Raw genomic sequence first — 26,360 nt, forward strand, 5'->3', positions numbered from 1 at the left:
GCTGTGGCAAAGAGCAAGCCGGTCTTTCAGTGCTCCGCGTGCGGGCACGAGGTCGCCAAATGGGTGGGCAAGTGTCCCGACTGCGGTGCCTGGGGCACCGTGGAGGAGATCGCGCCCTCGGTAGCCGCGCCCGCCGGACGTCGGGCCATGCTGCCGAGTACGGCCGCCTCGCCGATCTCGCAGGTCGATTCCCAGCTCACCGCCGCCAGGTCCACCGGCGTGGCGGAGTTGGACCGGGTGCTCGGCGGTGGGGTGGTCGCCGGGTCGGTGGTGTTGCTGTCGGGCGAGCCGGGGGTGGGCAAGTCGACGTTGTTGCTCGAGGTCGCCCATCGCTGGGCGGCCGCTCGTGACGAGCGCGCGCTGTATGTGACCGCCGAGGAGTCGGCGGGGCAGGTGCGGTTGCGGGCCGACCGCACCGGGGCGGTGCACGAGCGGGTGTATCTGGCGGCGGAATCGGACCTGTCGATCGTGCTCGGGCATGTCGAGCAGGTGCGGCCGACGCTGCTGGTGGTCGATTCGGTGCAGACCATGCTCGCGCCGGATACCGATGGCGTGATCGGCGGCGTCACCCAGGTACGCGCGGTGACGGCGGCGCTCACCTCGCTGGCGAAATCCAGTGGGATCGCGGTGCTGCTGGTCGGGCACGTCACCAAGGACGGCGCCGTCGCGGGTCCGCGCACCCTCGAACATCTGGTGGACGTGGTGTTGCAGTTCGAAGGCGACAAGAACTCCACGCTGCGCATGGTGCGCGGCATCAAGAACCGCTTCGGCAGCGCCGACGAGGTGGGCTGTTTCGAACTGCACGACGACGGCATCACCGGGGTGGCCGACCCGTCGGGGCTGTTCCTGCACCATCGCACCGATTCGGTACCTGGCACCGCGGTCACCGTGGCGCTGGACGGCAAACGCCCGCTGGTCGGCGAGGTCCAGGGCCTGACCGTGGACACCCAGGTGCCCGCGCCGCGGCGCGCGGTGAGCGGGCTCGACTACAACCGCGTCGCGATGATTCTGGCGGTCTTGCAGAGCCGCTGCGGGTTCTATGTGGGCAAACAAGACATCTACGCGGCCACCGTCGGCGGCATGCGGTTGGTCGAGCCTGCCGCCGATCTCGCGGTGGCACTGGCCATCGCCAGTTCCGCCCGCGATACCGCCATCGAACCCGGCTGGGTGATCCTCGGCGAGGTGGGCCTGGCCGGTGAGGTGCGCCGGGTCACCGCGACCGCGCGCCGGCTGGCCGAAGCCGAGCGGCTCGGCTTCACCACCGCGATCGTGCCGCCGGGAACCGATGCGAAATCGACGCCGATGAAATTGATCGAGGCGACGTCACTGCGCGGTGCGATCCGGATGGCAGGGCTCAGCAAAGGCAAGGGCTGACGGGCACGCGACGGCGATCACCGCACCCGACCCGGCGGCGTCCGACTCAGGCGATATTGAACGGCTCCGGCGCGCTGCGGATCGCGCCCAACTGCGCGACCACGGTGTACGCGCCCGCGGGCACCTGCACCCGCTCCCCGGCGCATTCCGGCTGGGAGGTCGCGCCGGTCCAGGTGACGGTGAAGGCGGCCTGCTCGCCCGGCTGCAAGGTGCGCACGTCGGGTTCGCCGTCCGGATAGCAATCGGTACTGGCCCACAGCCGTCGCTGGCCGTCGAGGGTGTGCACGGAAACCTGCTGGAGCCCCGACCCCATATCGCGGGTGCAGGGATCGGCGGAGATATTGGTGATCACGATGCCGAAGACCGGCTGCTCACCCACCCGGTAGGTGGGCTGGGCGACGGTCACCTTCACCGCGAGCGACTGGTCCGAGCACTGACCGGCGGCCACCGGCGCGCCGCTGCTCGGGGTGCCGGAGCCGGACGGCGTGGACGACTCGGCCGCGGGCTCCTTCTTCGTCGACGCCTGGCCCGCGGGCTTGTTCGTCTCGGTCGACGAGGTCGCCGCCGCCTGGGTATCGCCGGGTGAATCCCCGCCCCGCGATACCGCGACCACCAGCCAGATCACCAGCACGAGCGCGACGAGCAGCACGCCGATGGCAAAAACACGTCGCCGCCAATAGATCTCCGGAGGCAGCGGTCCATTCGGTTCCAGCACGAGTCAACGGTAAGCGCACCGCTCGGCACAGCAACTCAGGGGCACGGCGTGTCGGGGCGTCAACCGTGTCGGCGACGCCCCGCGTACCCACCGAGAGCTGGGCGTATGTGAGCGATCGAGGCTCAGGCGACCTCGCCGATGTCACCGATCGAGCTGTGCAGCTTGGCCTTGCCGTCGGCCAGGGTGTAGGTGACACAGGCGATCGCGAGCTGCCCGTTGGCGACCCGGTCGGCGATGATCGAGGAGCGCTGACGCAGCAGCTCGGCGGTCTCCTGGACGTGGCGCGCTTCGAACTCGTCGACGGTCGTCAGTCCTTCGCGGCGGCCGATCAGCACCGACGGGGTGACGCGCTCGACCAGGCTGCGGATGAAGCCGCCGGGGACCTCGCCGCCGTCGAGGGCGTCGAGGGTGGCCTTCACCGCGCCGCAGCTGTCGTGGCCGAACACCACGATCAGCGGCACGTTGAGGATCTGCACGCCGTATTCGATGGAGCCGAGCACCGACGAGTCGACGACGTGACCGGCGGTGCGCACCACGAACATGTCGCCGAGGCCCTGGTCGAAGATGAGTTCGGCGGCCACGCGGGAGTCGCCGCAGCCGAAGAGGATGGCGGTCGGGTGCTGACCGCCCACGAGCTTGGCTCGGTCCGCGGCACCCTGATTAGGATGCAGCAACGTGCCGTTGACGAAACGGTCGTTACCGTCGCGGAGGGACTTCCAGGCGCTGATCGGGTTCGACTGAGGCATGTGTCCATTTTGCACAGATCGAGTGTTACCGACGAGTCGGTTCCCGTTACGGGGTCGCTAACACCATCTGGCCAGGCCCGAGTGAACGCGGTGAGCAGCAGGTGAGGACGTCAGAGACAGGCGCGGTGGATCACGACGCACTGCTGGACTGGTACCGGGTGACCGCGCGCGATCTGCCCTGGCGGCGCCCCGGCGTGAGTGCCTGGCAGATCCTGATGAGCGAGATCATGCTCCAGCAGACCCCGGTGGCGCGGGTCGAGCCGATCTGGCGGGAATGGGTGGCGCGCTGGCCGGTGCCCTCGGCCATGGCGGCGTCATCGCAGGCGGAGGTGCTGCGGGCGTGGGGCAAGCTCGGCTATCCGCGGCGCGCGCTGCGGCTGCACGAATGCGCCCGGGTGCTGGCGAGCGAGCACGGTGATCGGGTGCCCGAGGACGTCGAGGTGCTGCTCGGCCTGCCCGGCATCGGCGATTACACCGCCCGTGCCGTCGCGTGTTTCGCCTATGGGCAGCGAGTTCCGGTGGTGGACACCAATGTTCGCCGGGTGGTCGCGCGCGCGGTACACGGCCGCGCCGATGCGGGTAATCCGTCGGCAAGGGATCTGCGTGAGACCGAGGCGCTGCTGCCCGCGTCGGTCCCGCGCGCCGCGACCTTCTCCGCTGCCCTGATGGAGCTGGGTGCGCTGATCTGCACCGCCCGCTCCCCCGGCTGCGATGACTGCCCGCTGCCGCGCTGCGCGTGGAACGAGGCGGGCCGGCCCGCGGCGCAGGTGGTGCGGCGCACGCAGAAGTACGAGGGCACCGACCGGCAGGCGCGGGGCCGGCTGATGGACGTGCTCAGAGCTGCGTCCGGCCCGGTGGAACGGATTCGGCTGGATATGGCCTGGACCCGCGATCCCGGCCAGCGGGACCGGGCCCTGGATTCACTGCTGGTGGACGGGCTGATCGAGCAAACCGCCGACGGGCTGTTCGCGCTCGCCGGCGAGGCCGGGCACCGCGAACCCGGCAGCTGAGCCGACGCGGCCATCTCCTGCGTTGACGCGCGGCCCCGCAGAGGTTCCGCTGCGCGCGTGCCCGACATGCGTCGCAGATCTCGGCCGGGGCGTTCGCGTCACTACCGTGCCGGTACACATGCGTTCGCCCACCTCCGAGCGACAACGCGCGCACCGAGTCGCTCGAAGGTGGGCGGAAACCACCTGTAAGCGGCGACGCCATGGTCGATATGCGATGTGCCCGCATCACCGCTCGGCCCTGCCACATTCGCGCGGTCGCCATTGTCTGTGGGGCCGCGCTCGAATCAGTCAGCCGGTCTCTCATCCGACGCAACTGCGGTCGCCGGAGCATCGGGCGATGTGCGTTCGAGCCCCGGGCGCTCGGCATCGTCCGGCGACACGCCGCCGAGCACGCGGCTCAGGAATTCGCTCACCTGCGCCCGATAACGCCCGGGCTGATCGTCGTGCACCAGGTGACCGGCATCGGGAACCAGCACGTATTCGGCGCCGGGATGAACTTCCGCCATCGCGCGCATCTGGCCCGGCGGGGTGATGGTGTGCTCACCCTCGATCAGCAGGGCGGGCACCCGGATCGTGCGCCATTGGGTCCAGAAGTCCCTGGTGCCCCACTCCTCGGAGATGTCGCGGAACGTCGACACCGAGCCGTGCAGGCGATACCCGTCGGGGCCGTGGTCGAAGGAGGCGAGGAAGTAGCGTCCGGCGACCGGGCCGAAGAAGTCGAGCACCGCCTGCTCGTCCGGGAACGGCTGCGGCCAGGCCTCGATCATCGCGGCCCAGTGCGCGGCGGTGCGGCCGGTGAAATCCGGGGCCATATCCTCGACCACCAGCGCTTTCACCCGCTCGGGGTACTGCGCGGCGAACATCCAGGCGTGCAGCCCGCCCATCGAATGCCCGATCACCACCATCGGCTCGGTGATGGACGCGGTCGCGTCGGCCAGATCGGCGACGAAGGCCTCGGTGCTCAGCTCGGCGGGGGCCGGTCTGCCGTGCCCGGCTGCGTCGAAGGTGTACACGTGGCCGAAGCCGCGCAGCCAGTCCAGGTGATCGCGCCAGGTGCGGGCGCTGCCCATCAGGCCGTGCAACAGCAGCAGCGGCGTGCCCGTCCCGCCTTCGTCGTACAACACGTCCGCGATTGTGCCGCACCCGTCGGTGATACCGGTCGCACCTGCCTGCGGCCGCGGGACGAAGGGGCACAATCGTGGCATGTCTGTTGTGAAGATCAATGCGATCGAGGTTCCCGAGGGCGCGGGCCCCGAGCTGGAGAAGCGGTTCGCGCACCGGGCGCACGCGGTGGAGAACTCGCCGGGCTTCCTCGGCTTCCAGCTGCTGCGGCCGACCGCGGGTGAGAACCGGTACTTCGTGGTGACGCAATGGGATTCGGAAGAATCCTTCGCCGCCTGGCGTGACGGCCCGGCCCGTGAGGCGCATGCGGGTCAGCAGCAGAAGCCGGTCGCCACCGGTGCCTCGCTGCTCGAATTCGAGGTCGTGCTCGACGTCGCGGGCAAGGGCGCCTCCGCGAGCTGATGCGTCATTCCACCCGGCAGCCGTCGCCACCCGATATTGACGACGGCCGCTGCGGGGTGTCACAGTTCGAGGGACAAACGCGTAGGTGACGCGGTAATCCGGTGCAAATCCGGAGCGGTCGCGCCACTGTGTTCCAGCCACCGGGTTCGGTGCCGGAAAGCCAGACACCGGCACCTTCGCGACCACTTCGACGGGACGCGTTTATCCCAAGGAGGACTGTAATGGCCTTCGTGCACACCCCTGGCGTATCCACCCGGGTCACCGATTCCCTGGCCACCGTGCTCATCACGGTCGGTGTCGTTCTGCTCGCACTGCTCACTCTCTACCTGGTCGGATTCGATCAGGGCGCCATCTCGCGCAGCGGGATGTTCATGCATGAGCTGATGCACGACGGACGTCACCTGCTGGGTCTTCCGTGCCACTGACCGGAACTCTGCGCACCCTGTTGCTTCGTGGTCTGCTGGCCGGCCTGATCGCCGGCCTGCTGGCGGGCACCGTCGGGTATTTCGTCGGCGAGCCCAAGGTGGAGGCGGCGATCGCCATCGAGGAAGCCGGCGCGGCCGCCGAATCGGGCGGACATGCGCACGGCGAGCAGGCCGCCGGCGGACACTCCCACGGCGACGAGGAAGAACCGCTGGTCAGCCGCTCCGGCCAGAAGGCGGGCCAGTTCCTCGCGCTCGGGCTGGCCGGGATGGCGTTCGGTGCGATCTTCGGCGCGGTCGCCCATGTCGCCCGGCGCTACACCGCGCTGTCCGGGCCGAAGCTCGCGCTCGGGCTCGGTGTCGGCGGCTGGGCCGCGATCGTCGCGGTGCCGTTCTTCAAGTACCCGGCCAACCCGCCCGCGGTGGGTGATCCGGAGACGATCAACGACCGGACGCTGCTGTGGCTGGCGGCGGTGCTGCTCGGCCTGGCCGCGGTGGGTGCGGGTGTGTATGTGTGGAAGCTGCTCACCGGCCGCCCGTATACCCTGCGATTGACCGCGGGTGTCGCGGCGTTCGTGCTGCTCGGCGCCATCGGCTACGTCGTGTTGCCCGGCGTGAACGAGGTGGGCGCCGACTTCCCGGCGAGCCTGCTGTGGGAGTTCCGGGTCTCCTCGCTCGCGGTCTCGACCACGCTGTGGGCATGCCTCGGCCTCGGCTACGCGATGCTCACCGAGTTCACCGACCGGTCTCGCACCCCGATACCGGCGGCTGCTACCGCAGGCTGATTCGCAGCGAAATCCACGGGCAGTGTCGGTTTCCATGACCGGCACTGCTCTTCTCGTCGATACCGGATACCAGGCCGCACGCGGTGACGGTGGCCTTCACCGCGTTGATGGCCGCACTGCTGTGCGGAGTCGCCGAGGGGCCGGCACGGGCCGCCCACCTGCAAAGACGCCCGGATTCCCGCGCAGGGAACCCGGGCGCTCGCGCTCAGGACTCCAGTGCGGCGTCCAGGCTGATGTTGTCGACGCCGGCCAAAGCCTTGCTCACCGGGCAGCCGGCCTTGGCGGCTTCGGCGGCGGTGCGGAAACCGGCCTCGTCCAGGCCGTCGACCCGGCCGCGGACGGTGATCTTGATGCCGCTGATGCGGAAACCGCCCGCCGGGTCCGGCCCGAAGGTGACGTCGGCGGTGACGTCGAGGCTGCGCGGGGTAGCGCCGGCATTGCCGATCTCGGCCGACAACGCCATCGAGTAGCAGGACGAATGCGCGGCCGCGATCAGCTCCTCCGGGCTGGTGGTGCCATCGGCAGTGTCGGCGGTCCGCTTCGGCCACGACACGTCGTACTTGCCTGCACCCGAGCTGGCCAGCTCGACCTGTCCGGTGCCGTCCTGAAGGCCGCCGGTCCATGCGGTGCGCGCGGTACGTGTGGGCATCACAGTCCTTTCCACGATCGGTTGTCGATAGATTCTCCGCTCGAACCTACCCGGACCGCTCAGACTGCGGCAGAGGTTCGTTTGTCCAGCTGCTCCAGCACGGCGGGCCACGCGGCGCGATGCCGATCGCAGGATTCCTGATTCGGAAAACCGCTGTGCCGCAACTTGATTCGGATTCCGCGCGGCTGTTTCACGAATTCCACCCGGACCACGGTCTCCGCGCCCTCGGTGCCGCCCTCGCCGGTGACCCAGGTCAGCTCGATGCGGCGGTCCGGCTCGAGCCGCAGGAAGCGACCGTAATGCGGGACGGGCGTGCCCTGATTGTCGGCTTCGAAGTAGAAGGGTTCGCCCACCTGCGGGCGCATGCGGACCGATTCGGGGATCGCGAACCAGATATCGAAGCCCTGGGTCCAGGCCAGGTACAACAATGTCGGTGACGCGGTCATGACCCGTTCGACGGTGAGCTCGTGAGGCCGTGCCGACAGGTCCGGATAACGCACATGCTGATCGACCATCAGACCGACCTTACCCGCGCCCGAGGACCCGTCGGACCGTTTGCCACAGCGGTGATCCGATCATCCAGGATTGGTCACTTTGGCCAGCACGATTCCGCCGACGATCAGCGACAATGCCACAAATCGTCCCGCGCTCAACGGATCACGATGCACGACCATGCCGAGCACGATCGCACCGACCGCGCCGATTCCGGTGAAGACCGCGTACGCGGTGCCGACCGGCAGCGTCTGCATGGCCCGCGACAACAGATAGACCGCGAACGCCCCGAGCGCGAAGCACAGCAGCGTCGGCAGCGGACGGGTGAAATTCTCGGTCGGCTTGATGGACTGGGACCAGGCGATTTCCACCAAGCCGGCGATAACGAGGATCAACCAGCTCATCAGTACTCCCGTGCCAGTTTCCGCACCGTTTCCAGAGCACGGTCGTAGGACCGGTCGTGTTCGGCGCGCAGATGCGCCAGGCCAGGATCGAGCCGGGAATTGGCCAGTTCCGCATTGACGAACACCGCGTCGGCGACCGCGAAATGACCGGCGAAGAAATCGCGCAGATAGCGTTCCTGGTGATCGAATCCGGCCTTGGGCGAGCCGGGCGAGTAGGCGCCGCCACGCGCAGTTGTCACCACGAATCGACGGTGGCCCAGCGACATTCGAGGAAACGCCACCTGGTCGATCCACGCCTTCAGCGAGGCCGGAACCGAATAGTTGTACATGGGCGTGCCGATGAGGACGACGTCGGCGGCGAGCAACTCCTCGAGCAGCGGCCAGGTGACCGACCAGGCCGCGCGCTGGCCCGGAGTGCGCGCCAGATCGCCGATGCGCTCGAGTTCGGTGCTGCCGTTGGCCAGCACGAGATCGCATAATTCGGTCCAGCCCTGGTCGATGAACGGCACCGGATCCAGTGCGAGATCGCGGTAGCGGTAGCCGCCGTCCGGGTTGCCCGCACGCCATTCGTCGGCGAACGCGGCGCTCAGGGTGCGGCTGATCGACCGAGTGCGGGCGCTCGCGTCCAGGTGCAGCAGGGTGGTCATCGGATTCCTTCCATCAACCGGACATTGTGTCCACTTGCCTACATCGAGGACTGTAGAGCAGAAGCGGACATCTTGTCCACATATCTCCGGGTGGGCTACAGTCGCCGTCATGGAATCCCCTGCCGACCTGCTGTCCAGCGGCTCGGGCAGCGCTCCCGCCGAGCGCGCCGACGCCGCCCGCAACCGGGCCAAGGTGCTCGCGGCGGCGGCCGAACTCTTCGCCGCGCGCGACCCGCGCACGGTGACCATGGACGACATCGCCAAGGCCGCGGGCGTCGGCCGCGGCACCCTGTACCGCCGCTATCCGGACACGAATTCGATCGCGGTCGCGCTGCTCGACGAGCACGAACGGGCCCTGCAAGAACAGCTGTTACGCGGTGAGCCGCCGCTCGGACCGGGCGCACCGCCGGCCGAACGGCTGGCCGCCTTCTACGCGGCCATGGTGGAACTGCTCGACACCCATTCCGCGCTGGTACTCGGGGCTGAAACCGGGGGTGCTCGCTTCACCACGGGCGCCTACGGGTTCTGGTTCGCGCATGTCCGTTCGCTGCTGCGGGCCGCCGGTGTGGACGACGCAGACGCCATGGTCGACCCACTGCTCGCACCGCTGGCCGCCGAGGTCTACCAGACCCAACGCGCACGCGGCTTGGCCCCGGCGCAGATCGCCGGGGCCTTGGGCCGGCTCGCACACGCCCTGCTCGGGCGCTGAGAGCCGGACCGGATCGCGGACTCAGACCAGATCGCGGCGGCGGATCAGCCAGATCGTGGTCAGCGCGAAGACCGCGGTGTAGATCGTCAGCGCGAGCACGGATTCGGTGCGGGTCAGGATGTCGAGCACGCCTGGCGTCGGTGCGGCATCGGTGCTGCGCATGGCTCCTGCCAGCGAGCCCGCTGCGGTGCCCGGCAGCAGATCGGTGACGGCCTCGATCGGCGCGAAGATGCCCGCCACACCGCGCAGCAGATTCTCCACCACCAGCACCCACACCAGCCCGAGACCGACGGCCAGCGCCGGGCCACGCGCGATCGCGCCGATCAACGCGCCCGCCAGCGTCCACATGCCCAGAATCAGGCTGCCGCTGACGATTCCGTCCAGCGAATGCCGCACCGACGGCATCACCAGCTGCTGCGATTCACTACTCGCGATCAGCGAGGCGACCCCGAGATCCACCGCGAAGGCGACCACCACCAGCCCCACCACCACGATCGCGAGGCAGATCAACGTCGCCGCGATCGCGACGATCCGCGAGGGCCCCTGGGTGAGCACGGTCTTCCAGGTCCCCCACCCGTAGCCGCTACCGATGGCCAGCGCGCCGAGGATCAGCATCAGCGCACCACCGAACATGGCCATGCCCTGCGTGAACACCTCCGGCACCGCGGCGGGCAGCAATTGCTGGAGCAGTTGGTCTTTCGGCAGCCCGTCCGACATCGAGGTCTGCTCTCCGGACCGGTAGGCCAGGTAGTTGAACAGGTAGGCGAAGGTCAGGTTGAGCAGGATCCAGGTGCCGAGAACGATCCAGAACGCGGGCCATTTCGTCAGCCGCAGCCGCTCGGCTCGCATACTGGCCACCAGATCCGACATCGCCGAGGTGCGCACACTCATTTCACTGCCTCCAGACCGGTCATCTCGAAGAACACTTCCTCGAGGGATTTCTCGTCGACGCGAAGTTCGAGCAGGTCGGCGCCCGATTCGACTACGGCGCGAGCGATTTTCGGTGCCGCGTCCGCACTCGCCTCGACCCGGATACCGGCGGCGGTGAGCATGACCGGCGCGCCCAGCACCGCACGGATCGCTGGAAAGGCGATATCTGCCGGTTCGGCGCGCACCAACAGCGATGCGGCGCCGCGCAATTCGGCCACCGTCTGCTCGGCCAGCAGCTTGCCGCCGGAGATGACGCCGACCCGGTCACAGATCTCCTGCACCTCGCTGAGCATGTGGCTCGACAGCAACACGGTGTGCCCGTCGGCGGCCAGATCGGTGATCAGCGAACGCATTTCCGCCATGCCGGCCGGATCGAGGCCGTTGGTCGGTTCGTCCAGGATCAGCAGATCCGGGCGGCCGAGCAGCGCGGCGCCGACGCCGAGGCGCTGCTTCATGCCGAGCGAATAAGTGCGGTAACGGTCGTCGGCGCGTCCGGCCAGGCCCACCCGCTGCAAGGCTTCGTTCACCTGAGTTGGGCCGAGCCCGCGGTATCGGGCCATGACCAGCAGGTTGTCGCGGCCCGACAGGTACGGATAGAACCCCGGCCCCTCGATCAGCACGCCGATGCGGCGCACCACCGCGGGATCGCCCGGGTCATGGCCGAGCACCGTTGCCGAGCCGGAGCTCGGCGCGATCAACCCGGCGAGCATCCGCAACGTCGTCGTCTTGCCCGCACCGTTGGGTCCGAGAAATCCGTAGATCTCGCCCGGCCGTACCCGCATATCCACCCGATCCACCGCCAGATGGGTGCCGTACCGCTTGGTCAGCTCATTGGTCACCACAATCGAATCCGTCATGACCGAAACCCTCCTCGCCGCGCGGCGCGGTCACATCCGTCGCCGGACGCGGTTTCGGGTACGTCCGTTGTCGTACGGATCGGGGCGGATGCGAGGGTGTGCACGGCGCGTATCCGGGAATTACGTGTCGGTACGGATGGATTCCGGCTACTGGGCGAATAGGGTGCATAAGGTGCGGGAGTTCGGGATGGCGGGTCGGGGCCTGGTCGGATGGGACTGGGGGGTGGCGCTTGTCGTCGCCGCGGTGCAGGTGTTCGGCGGACGCGGAGCCAACTTCGGCCAGACCGGAGTGCGCTCACTCGACGCCCTCGGCTACGCGCTACTGCTGGCGGGGCCGATCGCGCTGGTCTTCCGCAGATATCAGCCGTTGCCGGTGCTGGCGATCACGCTCGCCGCGTGCGTGAGCTACCTGTCGCTGGACTACGGTTTCGGGCCGATCTTCATCTCACTGGTCGTCGCCTTCCTCACCGCGGCGACCCGCGGCTCGCGATGGTGGACCTATCCCCTGGTGCCCCTCGGCTACCTGGTGATGGTCTGGCCACTGCCCGCGCTGCTCGGCCGCCCGACCGAAGGGTGGCAGATCTTCGGATTGATGGCCTGGCTGACGGTGCTGGTCGGGCTCGCCGAGGGAATTCGGCAGCGCCAAGCGGTGCTCGAAGCGCGCAGGCAGCGGGCCGAAGCCGCCCGGCGCGACGAGGAAGCCCAGCGCAGGCGCCAGGCCAGCGAAGAAAGGCTGGCCATCGCCCGGGAGCTGCACGATGTACTGGCCCACAGTCTGTCGCTGATCAATGTGCAGGCCTCGGTGGCGCTGGAACTGTTCGACAAGAAACCGGAGCAGGCCGCCTCCGCATTGGCCGCCATCAAGGGCGCGAGCAAGGACGCACTCGCCGAGGTGCACACGCTGCTGCACACCATCCGCACCGGGAGCCCCGTCGGCGGCGAGGACGCCGACGCCGAGCCCGAGGCGATACCGGATCCGGATCAACGCGCCAGCCGGGGCCGCAGACGTCGCGCGCGGGCCAGGCGGCGCCGCACCACGCTGCCGGGACCGGCGCAGCAGGACGACGCCCTCGGTCCGGACTCCACGGCCGACGGCGGCGGCCAGAACGCGACCGAATCCGAGCAGGCCGAGCAACCCGAACAACCGGCCGCCCCGCGCAGCCCCGCGCCGAGCATCGCCGACCTGGACGAACTGCTGCACCGCATCCGCGAAGCCGGGCTGACCGTGCACACCCGGGTCCTCGGCACCGTTACGCCGCTGCCGAGCGTCATCGACGTAGCCGCCGCCCGGATCATCCAGGAGTCGCTGACCAACGTCGTCCGGCACGCGCCCGGCGCCGACGCCACCGTCACCGTCCGCTACACCCCCGACTCGGTCGACTTCACCATCGACAACACCCGCCCCACCAGCGCCCCCGTCCGCACGGGAACCACCGGCGGCAACGGGATCATCGGCATGCGGGAGCGGGCCCACGCGCTCGGCGGGGCGCTGACGGCCGGGCCGCGGCCCAGCGGCGGGTTCCGGGTGGCAGCGCGACTGCCGGTGCGGCCGGTGGCGCCGAGCGAGCGGGGGCAACGGGCGGAATCGACCGCGGGGAACGGGACGGCTGAGCAGAAGCCGGCCGGGCGGGCGGCTGATGGTGCAGAGGGGTCGCCGAAGGGCACCGCCCCCGTCCAGCGCGCCGCTTCCGCATCGGATACCGAATCCGTGTCCACACGATCCGGTCGGCCCGGCCGCCTCGGCGCCGAACCATCGACGGACGGCGAAGGCAGTCCGTCGGCGATGGGATCAGCGCGGTCCCCCGCGACCGCTTCGGGTGCGAGCTCCGCCGTGCACCGGGAGGCCGCCCGCACGACGGCACCCTCGGGAGCCAACGGCCGGGTCCACCCCAACGCCTCCGACGGCCACGGAACGGAGCCGCAATGACCATCCGGGTGCTCGTCGCCGACGATCAGGCGCTGGTCCGCGGCGGATTCGTCGCCCTGCTCGACGCACAGGACGGTATCGAGGTAGTCGGTGAGGCCGACAACGGGGAGCAGGCCGTGCGAATGACGCGTGCGCTCACACCCGACGTGGTGCTGATGGATATCCGGATGCCCATCCTCGACGGCCTCGCCGCCACCCGGATGATCGCCGACGATCCCAAACTCTCGGACGTGAAAGTGGTCGTACTGACCACCTTCGAACTGGACGAATACGTTTTCGAGGCCATGCGGTCGGGCGCCACCGGATTCCTGGTCAAACACACCGAGCCCGCCGACCTGGTGCGCGCGGTCCGCGTCGTCGCCGCGGGCGACGCGCTGCTGTCCCCGGGCGTCACCCGCCGGCTCATCGCCGAGTTCTCCGAACACGCCAAACAGCCACCGCCGGCAACGTTTTCCGAGCTCACCGACCGCGAACGTGAAGTGCTCACCCTGGTCGCCGAGGGCCTGACCAACGCCGAAATCGGCGAACGCCTCTTCATGAGCCCCGCCACCGCCCGCACCCACGTCAGCCGCATCCTCACCAAACTCAACGCCCGCGACCGCACCCAATTGGTCGTCCTGGCATACGAATCCGGTTTGGTGCGCCCGGGCTGGCAGTGAGCCGTCCGCCCGAGTCCACGCGAGCCCCGAGCTACCCGGCCTCGCTGCGACCGATCTGCCACGACCCGCGAGCCCGACTACGCGCCCAGGCGTAGCGAAATCAGAAACGCACGGCCGATGTGCCGCGACCACTCCCCGGCGCACGCTCGTGGCATGACTACTTACCTGACCCCCGAAACCGCCACCCTGCTCGCCGACCACTACAACGGCGGCTGGCATCCCTGGCCGTTCTTCTGGATCTTCCCGCTGCTGTTCTGGATCACGATCATCGTGCTCGCGGTGCTGGTCGGCCGCGCCCGGTTCCGCCGCGACACCGGAGTCGGTGCGTTACGAGACGCGTACGCGCGCGGCGAGATCACCGAGGCGCAGTACCGCGAGCGCCTGGCGGTACTACGCGAAACGAAGAGGTGATCGCGGTACGCGCCAACCCGCAGCAACGGTGCTGGCGGCCTTGCCTACCACGCATCCCGCATCGACGCCGGGTCGAGCTCCAGGCGCACCGACCGCAATACCGCTACCGCTTGCCGCAACTCGGCCGCATGCCGAGTATCCGCAAGCGCGCTGCCGTCGCTTCGAAAGGAATCGGGCCGATCTTGATCTGTCATTCGCGCCCTCCAGTGCCGAACGGGCCCGCTCCCATCAGGAAGCGGGCCCGTTCTCGACTCGGGATACTACTCGCCGGCGGCGGCCTCGGTGGTGCCTTCGGCGGCGCCGGTCAGCACGACCTCCGGCTTCTCCTCGGCGGCGGCCTTGGTCAGCTTCGCCTTGGGGGTGAAGGTGAACTTGGCGTCCTCGCCGGAGCCTTCGCCGTCCCAGCCCTCGACGTCGACGGTGACGATCTGGCCGGGGCCGATCTCGCCGAACAGGATCTTCTCCGAGAGCTGATCCTCGATCTCGCGCTGGATGGTGCGGCGCAGCGGCCGGGCACCGAGCACGGGATCGAAACCACGCTTGGCCAGCAGGCTCTTGGCCGAATCGGTGAGCTCCATCGCCATGTCCTTGTTCTTCAACTGGACACCGACGCGGTTGATCATCAGATCCACCATCTCCACGATCTGCTCGGTGGTGAGCTGGTGGAAGACGATGACGTCGTCGATGCGGTTGAGGAACTCGGGCCGGAAGTGCTTCTTCAGCTCGTCGTTGACCTTGAGCTTCATCCGCTCGTAGTTCGAGCCCTCGGCGTTGGACTGCGAGAAGCCGAGGCCGACGGCCTTCGAGATGTCGGAGGTACCCAGGTTCGAGGTGAAGATCAGCACCGTGTTCTTGAAGTCGACGGTGCGGCCCTGGCCGTCGGTGAGACGACCGTCCTCGAGGACCTGCAACAGGGTGTTGTAGATCTCCTGGTGCGCCTTCTCGATCTCGTCGAACAGCACCACCGAGAACGGCTTGCGGCGCACCTTCTCGGTGAGCTGGCCGCCCTCCTCGTAGCCGACGTAGCCCGGAGGGGCACCGAACAGCCGCGAGGCGGTGAAGCGGTCGTGGAACTCGCCCATGTCGATCTGGATGAGCGCGTCGTCGTCGCCGAACAGGAAGTTCGCCAGCGCCTTGGACAGCTCGGTCTTACCGACACCGGACGGGCCGGCGAAGATGAACGAACCGGACGGACGCTTCGGATCCTTCAGGCCGGCACGAGTGCGGCGGATGGCCTTGGAGACGGCCTTGACCGCGTCCTCCTGGCCGATGATCCGCTTGTGCAGCTCGTCCTCCATGCGGAGCAGACGGGTGGTCTCCTCCTCGGTGAGCTTGAAGACGGGGATGCCGGTCCAGTTGGCCAGCACCTCGGCGATCTGCTCGTCGTCGACCTCGGCCACGACGTCCAGATCACCGGAGCGCCACTGCTTCTCGCGCTCGGCCCGCTTGGCGACGAGCTGCTTCTCCTTGTCGCGCAGCCGCGCGGCCTTCTCGAAGTCCTGCGCGTCGATGGCGCTTTCCTTCTCGCGGCGGGCGTCGGCGATCTTGTCGTCGAACTCGCGCAGGTCCGGCGGTGCGGTCATGCGGCGGATGCGCATGCGAGCGCCGGCCTCGTCGATCAGGTCGATCGCCTTGTCCGGCAGGAACCGGTCGTTGATGTAGCGGTCGGCCAGCGTGGCGGCCGCGACCAGGGCACCGTCGGTGATGGAGACCCGGTGGTGCGCCTCGTAGCGGTCGCGCAGACCCTTGAGGATGTTGATGGTGTGCTCGACGGTCGGCTCGCCCACCTGGACCGGCTGGAACCGGCGCTCCAGGGCGGCGTCCTTCTCGATGTACTTGCGGTACTCGTCGAGGGTGGTGGCGCCGATGGTCTGCAGCTCGCCACGGGCCAGCTTCGGCTTCAGGATCGAGGCGGCGTCGATCGCGCCCTCGGCGGCACCCGCGCCGACGAGCGTGTGCAGCTCGTCGATGAACAGGATGATGTCGCCGCGGGTATTGATTTCCTTGAGCACCTTCTTCAGGCGCTCTTCGAAGTCACCGCGGTAGCGGCTGCCCGCGACCAGGGAACCCAGGTCGAGGGTGTAGAGCTGCTTGTCCTTGAGCGTCTCGGGAACCTCGCCGTTGACGATGGCCTGGGCCAGGCCCTCGACCACGGCGGTCTTACCGACACCGGGCTCGCCGATCAGCACCGGGTTGTTCTTGGTGCGGCGGCTGAGCACCTGCATGACCCGCTCGATTTCCTTGGAGCGGCCGATGACCGGGTCGAGCTTGCCCTCGAGCGCGGCCTGGGTCAGGTTGCGGCCGAACTGGTCGAGCACCAGCGAGGTGGACGGGGTGCCGGTCTCACCGCGGGCACCGGATTCGACCGGCTCCTTGCCCTGGTAACCGGACAGCAGCTGGATGACCTGCTGGCGCACCCGGTTGAGATCGGCGCCCAGCTTGACCAGCACCTGCGCCGCCACGCCCTCACCCTCGCGGATGAGGCCGAGCAGGATGTGCTCGGTGCCGATGTAGTTGTGGCCGAGTTGCAGGGCCTCGCGCAGGCTCAGCTCCAGCACCTTCTTGGCGCGCGGGGTGAACGGGATGTGCCCGGACGGGGCCTGCTGGCCCTGGCCGATGATCTCCTCCACCTGGCTGCGCACGCCTTCCAGCGAGATGCCGAGCGACTCCAGCGACTTGGCCGCGACGCCCTCGCCCTCGTGGATCAGCCCCAGCAGGATGTGCTCGGTGCCGATGTAGTTGTGGTTGAGCATCCGGGCCTCTTCTTGGGCCAGGACAACGACGCGCCTCGCGCGGTCGGTGAACCTCTCGAACATCGCTCCCTCACTCTCCTGCTCCGACATTCTGGCAACAGACGCCGCAGTGTGCTGTCGAACAAACCTGGGCGCCAAACCCGACGAACCTAGCCGTCAGCCTGCCATGAAGCCCGGGGGTTGCGGCCCCCGCCTCCACTCTAGTTGGCGGAGGATTCCGCCGCCGCCGGTCCACCCTATTGGCGACCGGTGGCAGCACGGTCATTCACTCATAACGTGGCTGTTCCAGGTTTCGTTTCCGATGCGGTTTTGCCCTGAGCGAACACCGCCGATCCGGGCACGCATCGGCGCTCAGCCGGTGAATGGCGCCACGAAATGGCACGGAACTTCCCGTGGATGGGCAGGGTCGAGGGCGTTGAGCACGTAGGCCGCGGCCCGCGGGCTGCCCGCGATCCCGAGATGTTCGGAGTAATCCTGGGCGCAGCCGTGCTGGACGACGATATTGGTGACGCCGGGACCTGGCGGCACCGCGGAGGTGTAGGGCACCACGATCTCCTCCAGATTGCCCACGATGTTGGTGTAGGTGACGTCCGGGTGGTAGATGCCGTCGGCATTGAGTTCGGCGAGGAAGGGCCCGCCTGCGGGCATCTGCGCGCAGGCCAGGCACGGGATCGAGTTCCAGGCCTCGCCCAGTCCGACCGCCCGCGCGAAGGCGGCGACGTCGGCCATCCCGAAGGCGGTGGTGCCCAGCCAGGGCACCGCGAGCGAGACGAGTTTGTCCACCTTGCCCGCGCCGCCGAGGCGTTTGACGAAGTAGTTGGCGACCAGCCCGCCCTGCGAGTGCGCGACGATATCGACCCGCTCGGCACCGGTGGCGGCGCGCACCCGGTCGACGAAGGCGCCGAATTCGGCGGCGTTGTCCTGGACGGGCATCATGCCGCCGAGCGCCGAGATCGGCCAGGGCAGGTCGTAGGCGCCGTAGGTGAGCGAGTAGACGCAGTAGCCGTCGTTGGCCAGCAGCGCGACGTAGGTGCCCCAGTTGGTCTGCGCACCGCCGCCGGTGCCGTGGGCGAGCACCACCGGGTTGGGGTGGTCGGGGCCGGGCCGGCAGGACCAATCGTTGGAGCCGGGCAGTGACCCGCCGGGGTTGGTCAGTTCGCCCGGGATGCCGGCGAAGAAGTTGTAGACGACCGGATAACGCTCGGCTTGCGCCGCCCCTGCCGAGCTGATCCACAGCGCGGCGAGGACGGCGACGATGACGGCGGTGACGGGTGCTCGGCGCATGACCCCTCCCAAATTTCTGTAACGCGTTCCAGAAGGCTACGTAGCGACCTGCGCCGATGGAGCCGTTACTGACGGGTAGGTTCTGGAACGAGTTCTGTTCAGGCGGGCTGGGCCGCCGCGACACCCGGCTGGACAGGTGCGGCCGCGGCATCCTCGCGCCCCTGTTGCAACCCGGCACTGAACAGCGCGCCCGTCAGCACCACGAATGCCAGCGCGTGCAGCACCGCGCGCACGATATTCCAACGCACCCAAGCGGATTCGAACTGCGCGCGCACCGCCGCCGGATCCGCGATCGCACCCGGATCGCCCGCCGCCATCAACTGATCGTTGAGCGGCACATTCAACCCGACCGTCACCCCGAACGCGATCACGTTGAGCACCAACGCGACTGCGATCCAGACCAGCGTCATCCGCCGATCCGCCCCCAGATGCAGCAGCGCCGCCAGCGCGGTGAACCCGACCGTGCCGAGGAACCCGATCATGAAGGCGGGGTTGATGATCACGACATTGATCTTCTGCATGGTCTCGATCAGCGCCCGGTCGTCCATCCGGGCCAGCGCGGGCATCACCGAGATCGCGTACGCGTAGAAAACCCCCGCGATCAACCCGGTCGCCAGCGTTGCCGCCGCCAGCGCGACGATTCGGCTCACCGACATGATCTGCTCCTCTCGAACGACCGGAGCGGGTGCGCCCCGATTCCGTCTTCGAGTCAACAGGGCGCGGGGCGCGGCGACCATCGCCGAGACGCTCGCGCACATCAGCGAGCGTCTACGGGCGTCTACAGGTCGCGATCGGAGATGAGCCCACTCTGCATGGCCAGTGCGGCCAAGCGGACCCGTTTCTGGTTCTGCGGCAGATCCTCGACGCCGAATTTGGCGAACAGCGCGCGCAGGTGGGTCTTGATGGCGTCGACGCTGAGGAACAATTCCTCGGCGATCTGCTGATTGGAGGCGGGAGTGGCGAAGCCGGCCCCGTGCTTGTAGGGCCTGCACAGCGCGACCAGCACCGCGCGCTGGGTGTCGGTCAGTGAGCGGGCGGTGGGGATGGTGCCGGTGGAGGCGCGGGTGGCGTCGTCGGCCACGGCGCCGAATTCGTGGAACGACACCAGCGAGGTGCCGACCCGGATCCGGTCGCCCGCCATCAGCCTGCGCCTGCCGACCAAGCGTTCGCCGTTGACGAAGGTGCCGTTGCGGGACAGGCCGTCGTCGACGATGGTCCACTGGGCGCCCAGATATTCGACGGCCGCGTGCAGCCGCGAGACCTCGGCGTCCCAGCGCAGGGACAGATCGGCATGAGTGGAACGCCCGATGGTGACGCGCGGGTGGTCGGGATTCAGCATGTACTCGTGCCGATGCCCGTCCGCGTCGGTGTAGCGCAGGATTGATCCGACGAAAGCTGTCACGACGTCATGACCCCAGCTCGACGGGATGACACGACTTGGCTGGATACGGTGCTGCGCACAGATCCATGGTGCCGTGCCTCGGCCACTACAAACAAGGCTGCCGCCGGGGCGTCGCACGATTCGCCCGGCGGCAGCCGCGAATTACGACTAGCTCTTGGCGGCCTTGTTGTAAGCCTCGGTGATGTCGGCCGAGATACGCCCCCTGGCATGCACCTTGTGACCATTCCGGCGAGCCCACTCACGAATTGCCGCGGTTTGTTCGCGGTCCATCGGAACGCGGCTCTTGGTGGTGCTACCGGTGGTGGACGCGGCCTTCACCCGACGCCGGCCACTCACCCGCCGAGCGTTGGCAACCCACTGCTCCATCTCTTCCCGCAGCTTGGCCGCATTTGCCGCCGACAGGTCGATCTCGTACGACACACCATCGATACCGAACTCGATGGTCTCGTCCGCGATGGACTCACCGTCGACATCGTCGATCAAGCTTACGGTGACCTTCTTTGCCATGAGATGAACGTCCTCTCGAAATCGTGCGACCCGCATACTAGGCCGATTGCCCGAGGCAAGAATACCTCTAATTCGAAAAATGCCAAGACGAGCTTCAGACGTGCAATCCGATCGCTCAGCGAGCGGCCGGTCGCACAATTGGGAACAGTATCGTTTCCCGGATTCCCAAACCAGTGAGGGCCATCAACAAGCGGTCGATTCCCATACCGGTTCCGGTGGTCGGCGGCATACCGTGTTCCATCGCGGCGAGGAAGTCCTCGTCGAGCACCATGGCCTCGTCGTCACCGGCGGCGGCCAGCCGAGCCTGGTCGACAAAGCGTTCGCGCTGAATCACCGGATCGACCAACTCCGAATAGCCGGTGGCCAACTCGAACCCGCGCACATACAGGTCCCACTTCTCGGTGACACCGGACTTGTCGCGGTGCTGCCTGGTCAGCGGAGAAGTCTCGACCGGGAAGTCACGCACGAATGTGGGCGCGTACAACTTGTCGCCGTACTGGTGCTCCCATAGTTCCTCGACGAGTTTGCCGTGGCCGTAGCCCTTGCCTTCCGGAATTTCCAAACCGACCCGTTCGGCCAGCGCCAGTAATTCCGGAATCGTTGTTTCCGGCGTGACCTCCACGCCGAGTGAGTCCGACAGCGACGGATACATCTCGACGGTCGCCCACTCACCGCGAAGGTCATATTCGGTGCCGTCGGCGAGGGTCACCACCTGGGTGCCGAAGGCTTCCTCGGCCACTTCTTGGATCAATTCGCGGATCATGCGCGCCGAGTCGTCATAGGTGCCGTAAGCCTGATACGTCTCCAGCATCGCGAACTCCGGCGAATGCGTGGAGTCGGCGCCCTCGTTGCGGAAGTTGCGATTGATCTCGAACACCCGCTCGAGGCCGCCGACCACGCAGCGCTTGAGGAACAACTCCGGCGCAATACGCAGGAACAAGTCCATATCGAGCGCATTGGAATGGGTGACGAACGGCCTGGCCGCGGCGCCGCCGTGCAGGGTCTGCAGCATCGGCGTCTCGACCTCGAGGAATCCGCGCCGTTCCAGCGCGTTGCGCAGCGCGCGCACCACAGCGACCCTGGTGCGGGCCATCTGCCTGGCCTCCGGCCGCACGATCAGGTCCACATAGCGCTGGCGGACCCGCGATTCCTCGTTCATCTCCTTGTGCGCGACCGGCAGCGGGCGCAGCGACTTGGCCGCCATGCTCCACTCGTCGGCCATCACGCTCAATTCGCCGGTTCGTGAGGAGATGACCTCACCGTGCACGAAGACGAAATCGCCGAGGTCCACATCGGACTTCCAGGCCGCCAGCGCGTCGGCCCCGACGCCGTTGAGGCTGATCATGGCCTGCAATTTGGTGCCGTCGCCCTCCTGCAGGGTGGCGAAGCACAACTTGCCGGTATTGCGCATGAAGATGACGCGCCCGGCCACACCGACGATGGTGCCGGTCTGAGTGTCCGGCGCCAGATCCGGATATTCGGCGCGGATCTCGGCCAGCGAATGGGTGCGCGGCACGACCACCGGGTACGCCTGGCCGCCCTCGGCGAGCAGGCGCTCCCGCTTCTCCCGGCGAATCCGCATCTGCTCCGGCACGTCGTCGACGTCGACGGGGCGATTGGCGCGGCCCGCGGGAGCCGAGGCCGCGGAGCTACCGGTGGAAGGGGAGTTGGGGGTGCTCACGTTGAACTACCCTAGCGTGCACCGGAAACCGTTTCGCGTCCCGCCCGGCCCAGCCGACCCGCTGCTCCCGGCCCGGCTGAGGTGGGGATTTCTACAGCGAGGCGAGCGCGGCGACCTCACGGGCGAAATGCGGTGCCCGCGACGCCACGGTGAGCAGTCCGGCCGCCTTCAGCGCCTGGTAGCCGCCGACCAGATCGGTGGCCCGGTGCAGGCCCAATTGCTGCAGTGAGGCGGCGGCCAGGCTGGAGGTGTAGCCCTCCGAGCACAGCACGATCCATTCCACGTCGTGGTCGGTGGCCAGCGCCAGCCGGGCCGAACTGGTGGGGTCCAGGCGCCACTCCAGCACATTGCGTTCGATCACCAGGGCGCCGGGCATGGTGCCCTCACGAATTCGCTGCGCCTGCGGGCGGATGTCGACCAGGATCGCGCCGCGCTCGAGTGCCTCCGGCAATTCGAAGGCGTACAGCCTGCGCAATTGCGAGCGCGCGGCGTCGAGCATCTGGTCGATGGTCTGCGGGCTCATCACATATCACCTTCGGGCTGGTCGGTGAGGACGGTGCGGGTACGGCGCAGACCGCCGTGCCCGGTGAGTTCGTAATAGGACATGGCGGTCAGCGGCGGGGAGTAGGCGTGCACGCTCAAGGTCGGATCCAGCGGACCCACCGTCTCGCCGACAGCGACCGGGATATCGAGGCCGGCGGCGGGCGGCTCGGGCGCGCGCACGACGTCGTGCACCCAGCCGATCGGGAACGAGGCCTGATCACCGGCCACCAGGGTGCGGTGACGCAATTCGGTTCCGTTCCAACGGTATTCCGACAGCGCACCGCTGAGCACGGTGAGCGCGCCGATGGAGCCCGCGTGATCGTGCAGTTCGGTATGGCGGTCCGGGGTCCAGCTGATCAGCCACACGTCGACCTCGTCGTCGGACAGCAGCCGGGTGGCCCAGCGTTCCTCGGTCGGCCAGCGGCCGTCGGCGGGCAGCAGATGGTCGTAGCGGCCGGCCAGGACGTCCTCGGCGCCTTCGTCGGTCAACCGGAGCAGGTCGGCCGGGCGAAGCCGGGTGGGCAGCGCGGGGGCGACCGAACGGGTCGGGACGGGATTGGCGGCGCGGGCGCTCAGCGTGCGGGCGTCACGGGACGACGGAAGGGAAAGAACAGAAGAACGCATGAGCGAATCTCCAGGAGGTATACAACGGTCGAGGACTTTGTGAATGCCTCGAACGGTCGAGGCAGGTCAGCCTCGACAACACTCCTGGGTGCTCACGCGGAAATACACGTCGATGAGTGTAGCAGGCGCATCGGCGCACAGCCGATGACCTGGACCACAGTCGATGCTCACGCCCGGCGGTTGCGCTGATTGCGCTCGTAGACCAGCCGCAGACCGGTCAGCGTCAGCCGGGGTTCGTGATGTTCGATGGTCTCCGATTCCGGCACGATCAGCGGTGCGCCCGCGCCGGTGGCCACCACCGCGACGTCATCGCCGGCGAAGGCGTCCACATCGTCGCGGATCCGGTCGACCAGCCCGTCCACCAGGCCGGCGAAGCCGAACACGGCACCGGACTGGATGCACTCCACGGTGTTCTTACCGACCACCGACCGCGGCCGGGCCAGCTCGACCCGACGCAGCGCGGCACGTTCGATGAGCGCCTCGGTGGAGATCTCCACGCCGGGCGCGAGCACGCCGCCGAGGAACTCGCCCTTGGCCGAGACCAGGTCCACACAGGTCGAGACCCCGAAATCGATGACGATGGCGGCGGTGCCGAATTTGTCGTAGGCGGCCAGACTGTTCACGATCCGGTCCGCGCCGACCTCCTTCGGATTGTCGACCAGCAGCGGAATACCGGTCCGCACACCGGGTTCCACCACCACATGCGGTACGTGATTCCAGTATCGCTCCAGCATCAGGCGCAGCTCACGCAGCACCGGCGGCACCGTGGACAATGCCGCGACCCCGACCACCTCGTCCAGATGGGCGCCGACCAGCCCGCGCACCTGCATGGCGAATTCGTCGGCGGTCAGCAGCGGATTGGTGTGAATACGCCAGTGCCGCGCCAGTTTCGCGTGCGCGCCGCTGCCGGAGAACAGCCCGAGCTCGATGCTGGTGGTGCGGACGTCGATCGTCAGCAGCATGTGCCGATCCCTCTCCTCCCCCGCGCCGGATCAGACGAACGACAGGTCGCGCGGGGTGAGCAGGCCCGAGCCCTCGGGGGCATGCGCCGGATCGGAGCCGAGATCGACGGGGCGGTTGCGGTCGTCGACGAAGACGACCTTCGGCGAGTACTCCTTCAGCTCCTGCTCGTCCATCATCCCGTAGGCGATCAGGATCACCAGATCACCAGGATGCACGAGATGGGCTGCGGCGCCGTTGATCCCGATGACACCCGAGCCGCGCTCACCGGCGATCACATAGGTCTCGAGGCGGGCGCCGTTGTCGATGTCGACGATGCAGACCTGCTCACCTTCGAGCAGATCGGCGGCGTCGAGCAGATCCTGGTCCACCGTCACCGAGCCGACGTAGTGCAGATCGGCGTGGGTCACCGTGGCACGGTGGATCTTCGACTTCATCATGGTGCGCAACATCGTCGTCGCCTTCCTATACCGATACCTGGGCGGGCGGGGTGCTTGGGTTGGGGTGGCCGTCGATCGTTGCGCCGAGGACCACCGGCATGTTGTCGATGAGCCGGGTGGCGCCGACCTTGGCCGCGATGAGCAACCGGGCGTTGCCGGAGGCAGGGGCGACATCGAGGTTCGACGAACGCAGTTCGAGGTAGTCCAGGTCGAGGCCGGGCACGGCGTCGAGGACGGCGCGGGCCGCGGCGAGCACCGATTCCGGACCGGCTCCGGCGGCCCGGGCGCCCGCGACCAGGGCCGCGGACAGGGCCGTCGCGGTTTCGCGCTGCCGCGGATCGAGGTAGCGGTTGCGCGAGGACAGCGCCAGACCGTCGGCCTCGCGCACGGTCGGCACCGCGACGATGGAGACATCGAAGTTCAGATCACGCACCATCTGGCGGATCAGCGTGAGCTGCTGATAGTCCTTCTCACCGAAGAACGCCTCGTTCGGCTTGGCGATCTGCAGCAGCTTGGCCACCACGGTCAGCATGCCCGCGAAATGGGTGGGACGGGTGCCGCCCTCGAGTTCGGCGCCGAGCGGGCCCGGATGCACGGTGGTGCGCGGGCCGTCCGGATACATGTCGGCGACGCTCGGGGCGAAGACGATGTCGACGCCCTCGGCACGCAGCAGTTCCACATCGGCGTCGAGGGTGCGCGGGTACTTGTCCAGATCCTCGCCCGCACCGAATTGCAGCGGATTGACGAAGATGGAGACGATCACGACCGTGTTGGTCCGCTTGGCGCGGCGTACCAGTTCGAGGTGGCCCTCGTGCAGCGCACCCATGGTCGGCACCAGGCCGACGGAACGGCCGACGCCACGCAGCGCCTTCGCCACCGCCGCGACCACCGACGGGTCGTGCAGCACATTGAGTTCGCCGGGCTTGTAAGCGCCGCGCAATTTCGGATCCATCATCGACGCTCCTCCAGCAGTTCGATCAGGGCGGCATCGGAATCGACCCGCTCGGCGGTGCGCAGCGACAGCGCCCGGTAGCCCTCGGCCAGGCGGGGATCCAGCTTGTCGAGCGCCTGAAGGTGCGCGGCGACCGCATCGGCGTCGCCCCTGGCCACCGGGCCGGTCAGCGCGGACTGGCCGCGGCGCAGCGCGTTGTCGAGGGCGGCCGCGGCCAGCGGGGCCAGCAGCCGTTCGGCGAGGCCGCCGGGCGCATCGTCGACCACCGGCTGGCCGAGCAGGCCCGGACCATCCAGCGCGGCACGCAATGCGGCGACCGCGTCGACGATCAGCGTGACCAGGTGATTGCTGCCGTGCGCGAGGGCGGCGTGATAGAGCGTGCGGTGTTCCTCGGCGACCCGCACCGGCTCCCCGCCCATCTCGATCACCAGCGACTGCGCGATGGCGTAACCGATCTCGTCGGCGGCGGTGATACCGAAACACGCATTGGCCAGCCGGGCCAGATCCTCGTCGTGGCCGGTGAAGGTCATGGCCGGATGAATGGCGAGCGGGCGGGCGCCCAGTTCGGACAACGGAGCGAGCACACCAACGCCGTTCGCGCCGGAGGTGTGCGCGACGAGGGTGCCCGGCCGCACCACGCCGGCGGAGGCGAGGCCTCGGACCAGGCCCGCGAGCTCGCTGTCGGGTACGGCGAGGATCAGCAGTTCGCTGCTGGCGGCGACCTCTTCGACCGGCAGAATCCTGGATTCGGGCAGGCGGGTGCGCGCGCGATGCACCGACGCGTCGGAGATCGCGGACACACCGAACACCACATGTCCGGCGCGTTCCAACGCGACGCCGAAGGCCGAACCCACGCGTCCCGCCGAGACGATTCCCACCGTCAGTCGTGCAGGCGCGGGATCGGGTCCCGACGCGGCGTTGCCAGAATTCACGCTTGGCGAGGTCAACAGTGT

Annotated in this window: 30 protein-coding genes and 1 riboswitch; of the genes, 9 read left to right on the top strand and 21 right to left on the bottom strand. The window is 68.3% G+C overall.

The features are described 5' to 3' along the window. Positions 1-3: 3 nt before the first annotated feature. Positions 4-1,374 carry a DNA repair protein RadA gene (gene radA, locus FEK34_RS10180; protein ID WP_138447632.1) on the top strand — a complete coding sequence of 457 codons (1,371 nt, stop codon included), beginning with the start codon at positions 4-6 and terminating at the stop codon, positions 1,372-1,374. Positions 1,375-1,420: 46 nt separating this feature from the next. Here radA and FEK34_RS10185 read toward each other — a convergent pair whose 3' ends face one another. After that, positions 1,421-2,089, bottom strand: coding sequence for a DUF4232 domain-containing protein (locus tag FEK34_RS10185; protein WP_138447633.1), 669 nt, complete (start codon positions 2,087-2,089; stop codon positions 1,421-1,423). A 122-nt stretch (positions 2,090-2,211) separates the two neighbouring features. Beyond that, positions 2,212-2,835 (bottom strand): carbonic anhydrase, encoded by a 624-nt coding sequence (locus FEK34_RS10190; RefSeq protein ID WP_138447634.1) that lies wholly within the window; start codon positions 2,833-2,835, stop codon positions 2,212-2,214. 101 nt (positions 2,836-2,936) lie between these two features. On the opposite strand from FEK34_RS10190, the gene FEK34_RS10195 reads away from it, so the two are divergent. Next, positions 2,937-3,845: an A/G-specific adenine glycosylase gene (locus FEK34_RS10195; protein ID WP_138447635.1), complete on the top strand. Its 909-nt coding sequence runs from the start codon at positions 2,937-2,939 to the stop codon at positions 3,843-3,845. Positions 3,846-4,129: 284 nt separating this feature from the next. On the opposite strand, the gene FEK34_RS10200 is transcribed toward FEK34_RS10195, so the two are convergent. Then, complete coding sequence (locus tag FEK34_RS10200; protein ID WP_138447636.1) at positions 4,130-4,969, bottom strand: alpha/beta fold hydrolase; 840 nt, start codon at positions 4,967-4,969, stop codon at positions 4,130-4,132. Positions 4,970-5,048: 79 nt separating this feature from the next. Between FEK34_RS10200 and FEK34_RS10205 the strand changes: the two genes are divergently transcribed. The 3 genes from FEK34_RS10205 to FEK34_RS10215 all read left to right on the top strand — a co-directional run bounded on the left by FEK34_RS10205 (position 5,049) and on the right by FEK34_RS10215 (position 6,576). Beyond that, positions 5,049-5,369 carry an antibiotic biosynthesis monooxygenase family protein gene (locus tag FEK34_RS10205; RefSeq protein WP_138447637.1) on the top strand — a complete coding sequence of 107 codons (321 nt, stop codon included), beginning with the start codon at positions 5,049-5,051 and terminating at the stop codon, positions 5,367-5,369. A 37-nt stretch (positions 5,370-5,406) separates the two neighbouring features. After that, a riboswitch (cobalamin riboswitch) is annotated at positions 5,407-5,559 on the top strand. A gap of 31 nt (positions 5,560-5,590) precedes the next feature. Further along, positions 5,591-5,794, top strand: coding sequence for a CbtB domain-containing protein (locus FEK34_RS10210; protein WP_138447638.1), 204 nt, complete (start codon positions 5,591-5,593; stop codon positions 5,792-5,794). Next, positions 5,785-6,576 (top strand): CbtA family protein, encoded by a 792-nt coding sequence (locus FEK34_RS10215; RefSeq protein WP_138447639.1) that lies wholly within the window; start codon positions 5,785-5,787, stop codon positions 6,574-6,576. The genes FEK34_RS10210 and FEK34_RS10215 overlap by 10 nt, the downstream gene beginning before the upstream one ends. 205 nt (positions 6,577-6,781) lie before the next feature. On the opposite strand, the gene FEK34_RS10220 is transcribed toward FEK34_RS10215, so the two are convergent. Genes FEK34_RS10220 through FEK34_RS10235 form a run of 4 tightly spaced genes read right to left on the bottom strand, consistent with a single transcriptional unit; the run spans position 6,782 to position 8,768 of the window. After that, positions 6,782-7,225, bottom strand: coding sequence for an OsmC family peroxiredoxin (locus FEK34_RS10220; RefSeq protein ID WP_138447640.1), 444 nt, complete (start codon positions 7,223-7,225; stop codon positions 6,782-6,784). A gap of 59 nt (positions 7,226-7,284) precedes the next feature. Continuing rightward, entirely contained in the window at positions 7,285-7,740 is a 456-nt protein-coding gene (locus tag FEK34_RS10225) for an SRPBCC family protein (protein WP_138447641.1), read from the bottom strand. A gap of 60 nt (positions 7,741-7,800) precedes the next feature. Continuing rightward, complete coding sequence (locus FEK34_RS10230; RefSeq protein ID WP_138447642.1) at positions 7,801-8,121, bottom strand: DMT family transporter; 321 nt, start codon at positions 8,119-8,121, stop codon at positions 7,801-7,803. Further along, the gene (locus tag FEK34_RS10235; protein WP_138447643.1) at positions 8,121-8,768 is read right to left on the bottom strand and encodes an FMN-dependent NADH-azoreductase; all 648 of its coding nucleotides are present in this window, start codon (positions 8,766-8,768) and stop codon (positions 8,121-8,123) included. The genes FEK34_RS10230 and FEK34_RS10235 overlap by 1 nt, the downstream gene beginning before the upstream one ends. Positions 8,769-8,877: 109 nt before the next feature. On the opposite strand from FEK34_RS10235, the gene FEK34_RS10240 reads away from it, so the two are divergent. Next, entirely contained in the window at positions 8,878-9,477 is a 600-nt protein-coding gene (locus FEK34_RS10240) for a TetR/AcrR family transcriptional regulator (RefSeq protein ID WP_138447644.1), read from the top strand. Positions 9,478-9,498: 21 nt separating this feature from the next. Here FEK34_RS10240 and FEK34_RS10245 read toward each other — a convergent pair whose 3' ends face one another. Together FEK34_RS10245 and FEK34_RS10250 are read right to left on the bottom strand one after the other, a co-directional pair. Next, positions 9,499-10,368 (bottom strand): ABC transporter permease subunit, encoded by an 870-nt coding sequence (locus tag FEK34_RS10245; RefSeq protein WP_249358957.1) that lies wholly within the window; start codon positions 10,366-10,368, stop codon positions 9,499-9,501. After that, the gene (locus tag FEK34_RS10250; protein WP_138447645.1) at positions 10,365-11,264 is read right to left on the bottom strand and encodes an ABC transporter ATP-binding protein; all 900 of its coding nucleotides are present in this window, start codon (positions 11,262-11,264) and stop codon (positions 10,365-10,367) included. Before FEK34_RS10250 ends, FEK34_RS10245 begins: the two co-directional genes overlap by 4 nt. 187 nt (positions 11,265-11,451) lie before the next feature. Here FEK34_RS10250 and FEK34_RS10255 point away from each other — a divergent pair, with 187 nt between their 5' ends. The 3 genes from FEK34_RS10255 to FEK34_RS10265 all read left to right on the top strand — a co-directional run bounded on the left by FEK34_RS10255 (position 11,452) and on the right by FEK34_RS10265 (position 14,261). Then, positions 11,452-13,191 (top strand): histidine kinase, encoded by a 1,740-nt coding sequence (locus FEK34_RS10255; RefSeq protein WP_349292424.1) that lies wholly within the window; start codon positions 11,452-11,454, stop codon positions 13,189-13,191. Next, positions 13,188-13,850 (top strand): response regulator transcription factor, encoded by a 663-nt coding sequence (locus FEK34_RS10260; protein ID WP_138447646.1) that lies wholly within the window; start codon positions 13,188-13,190, stop codon positions 13,848-13,850. The genes FEK34_RS10255 and FEK34_RS10260 overlap by 4 nt, the downstream gene beginning before the upstream one ends. Before the next feature lie 153 nt (positions 13,851-14,003). Continuing rightward, positions 14,004-14,261, top strand: a complete 258-nt coding sequence (locus FEK34_RS10265; RefSeq protein ID WP_138447647.1) for an SHOCT domain-containing protein — start codon at positions 14,004-14,006, stop codon at positions 14,259-14,261. 260 nt (positions 14,262-14,521) lie between these two features. Here the strand turns inward: FEK34_RS10265 and FEK34_RS10270 are convergent, their stop codons facing one another. From FEK34_RS10270 to FEK34_RS10325, 12 genes are all read right to left on the bottom strand, one after another. Further along, the gene (locus FEK34_RS10270) at positions 14,522-17,077 is read right to left on the bottom strand and encodes an ATP-dependent Clp protease ATP-binding subunit (RefSeq protein WP_138447648.1); all 2,556 of its coding nucleotides are present in this window, start codon (positions 17,075-17,077) and stop codon (positions 14,522-14,524) included. Between the two features lie 288 nt (positions 17,078-17,365). Continuing rightward, the gene (locus FEK34_RS10275; RefSeq protein WP_138447649.1) at positions 17,366-18,298 is read right to left on the bottom strand and encodes an esterase/lipase family protein; all 933 of its coding nucleotides are present in this window, start codon (positions 18,296-18,298) and stop codon (positions 17,366-17,368) included. Between the two features lie 98 nt (positions 18,299-18,396). Further along, positions 18,397-18,954 (bottom strand): DUF1772 domain-containing protein, encoded by a 558-nt coding sequence (locus FEK34_RS10280; RefSeq protein WP_138447650.1) that lies wholly within the window; start codon positions 18,952-18,954, stop codon positions 18,397-18,399. Between the two features lie 122 nt (positions 18,955-19,076). Further along, entirely contained in the window at positions 19,077-19,700 is a 624-nt protein-coding gene (locus FEK34_RS10285) for an FHA domain-containing protein (protein WP_138447651.1), read from the bottom strand. 147 nt (positions 19,701-19,847) lie between these two features. Beyond that, complete coding sequence (locus tag FEK34_RS10290; protein ID WP_036532452.1) at positions 19,848-20,207, bottom strand: histone-like nucleoid-structuring protein Lsr2; 360 nt, start codon at positions 20,205-20,207, stop codon at positions 19,848-19,850. A 115-nt stretch (positions 20,208-20,322) separates the two neighbouring features. Beyond that, the gene (gene lysS, locus FEK34_RS10295; protein ID WP_138448086.1) at positions 20,323-21,789 is read right to left on the bottom strand and encodes a lysine--tRNA ligase; all 1,467 of its coding nucleotides are present in this window, start codon (positions 21,787-21,789) and stop codon (positions 20,323-20,325) included. A gap of 190 nt (positions 21,790-21,979) precedes the next feature. Then, complete coding sequence (locus FEK34_RS10300) at positions 21,980-22,411, bottom strand: rhodanese-like domain-containing protein (protein ID WP_036532449.1); 432 nt, start codon at positions 22,409-22,411, stop codon at positions 21,980-21,982. After that, positions 22,411-23,055 (bottom strand): cysteine dioxygenase, encoded by a 645-nt coding sequence (locus FEK34_RS10305; protein ID WP_249358958.1) that lies wholly within the window; start codon positions 23,053-23,055, stop codon positions 22,411-22,413. The genes FEK34_RS10300 and FEK34_RS10305 overlap by 1 nt, the downstream gene beginning before the upstream one ends. 167 nt (positions 23,056-23,222) lie before the next feature. Then, positions 23,223-24,017 (bottom strand): type III pantothenate kinase, encoded by a 795-nt coding sequence (locus tag FEK34_RS10310; RefSeq protein ID WP_138447652.1) that lies wholly within the window; start codon positions 24,015-24,017, stop codon positions 23,223-23,225. Between the two features lie 30 nt (positions 24,018-24,047). After that, positions 24,048-24,467, bottom strand: coding sequence for an aspartate 1-decarboxylase (gene panD, locus FEK34_RS10315; RefSeq protein ID WP_014348711.1), 420 nt, complete (start codon positions 24,465-24,467; stop codon positions 24,048-24,050). 13 nt (positions 24,468-24,480) lie between these two features. Further along, the gene (gene panC, locus FEK34_RS10320) at positions 24,481-25,410 is read right to left on the bottom strand and encodes a pantoate--beta-alanine ligase (protein WP_138447653.1); all 930 of its coding nucleotides are present in this window, start codon (positions 25,408-25,410) and stop codon (positions 24,481-24,483) included. Next, complete coding sequence (locus tag FEK34_RS10325; RefSeq protein WP_138447654.1) at positions 25,407-26,339, bottom strand: Rossmann-like and DUF2520 domain-containing protein; 933 nt, start codon at positions 26,337-26,339, stop codon at positions 25,407-25,409. Before FEK34_RS10325 ends, panC begins: the two co-directional genes overlap by 4 nt. Positions 26,340-26,360 lie beyond the last annotated feature (21 nt).

Source organism: Nocardia cyriacigeorgica, from assembly GCF_005863245.1.
Taxonomy (GTDB): domain Bacteria; phylum Actinomycetota; class Actinomycetes; order Mycobacteriales; family Mycobacteriaceae; genus Nocardia; species Nocardia cyriacigeorgica_C.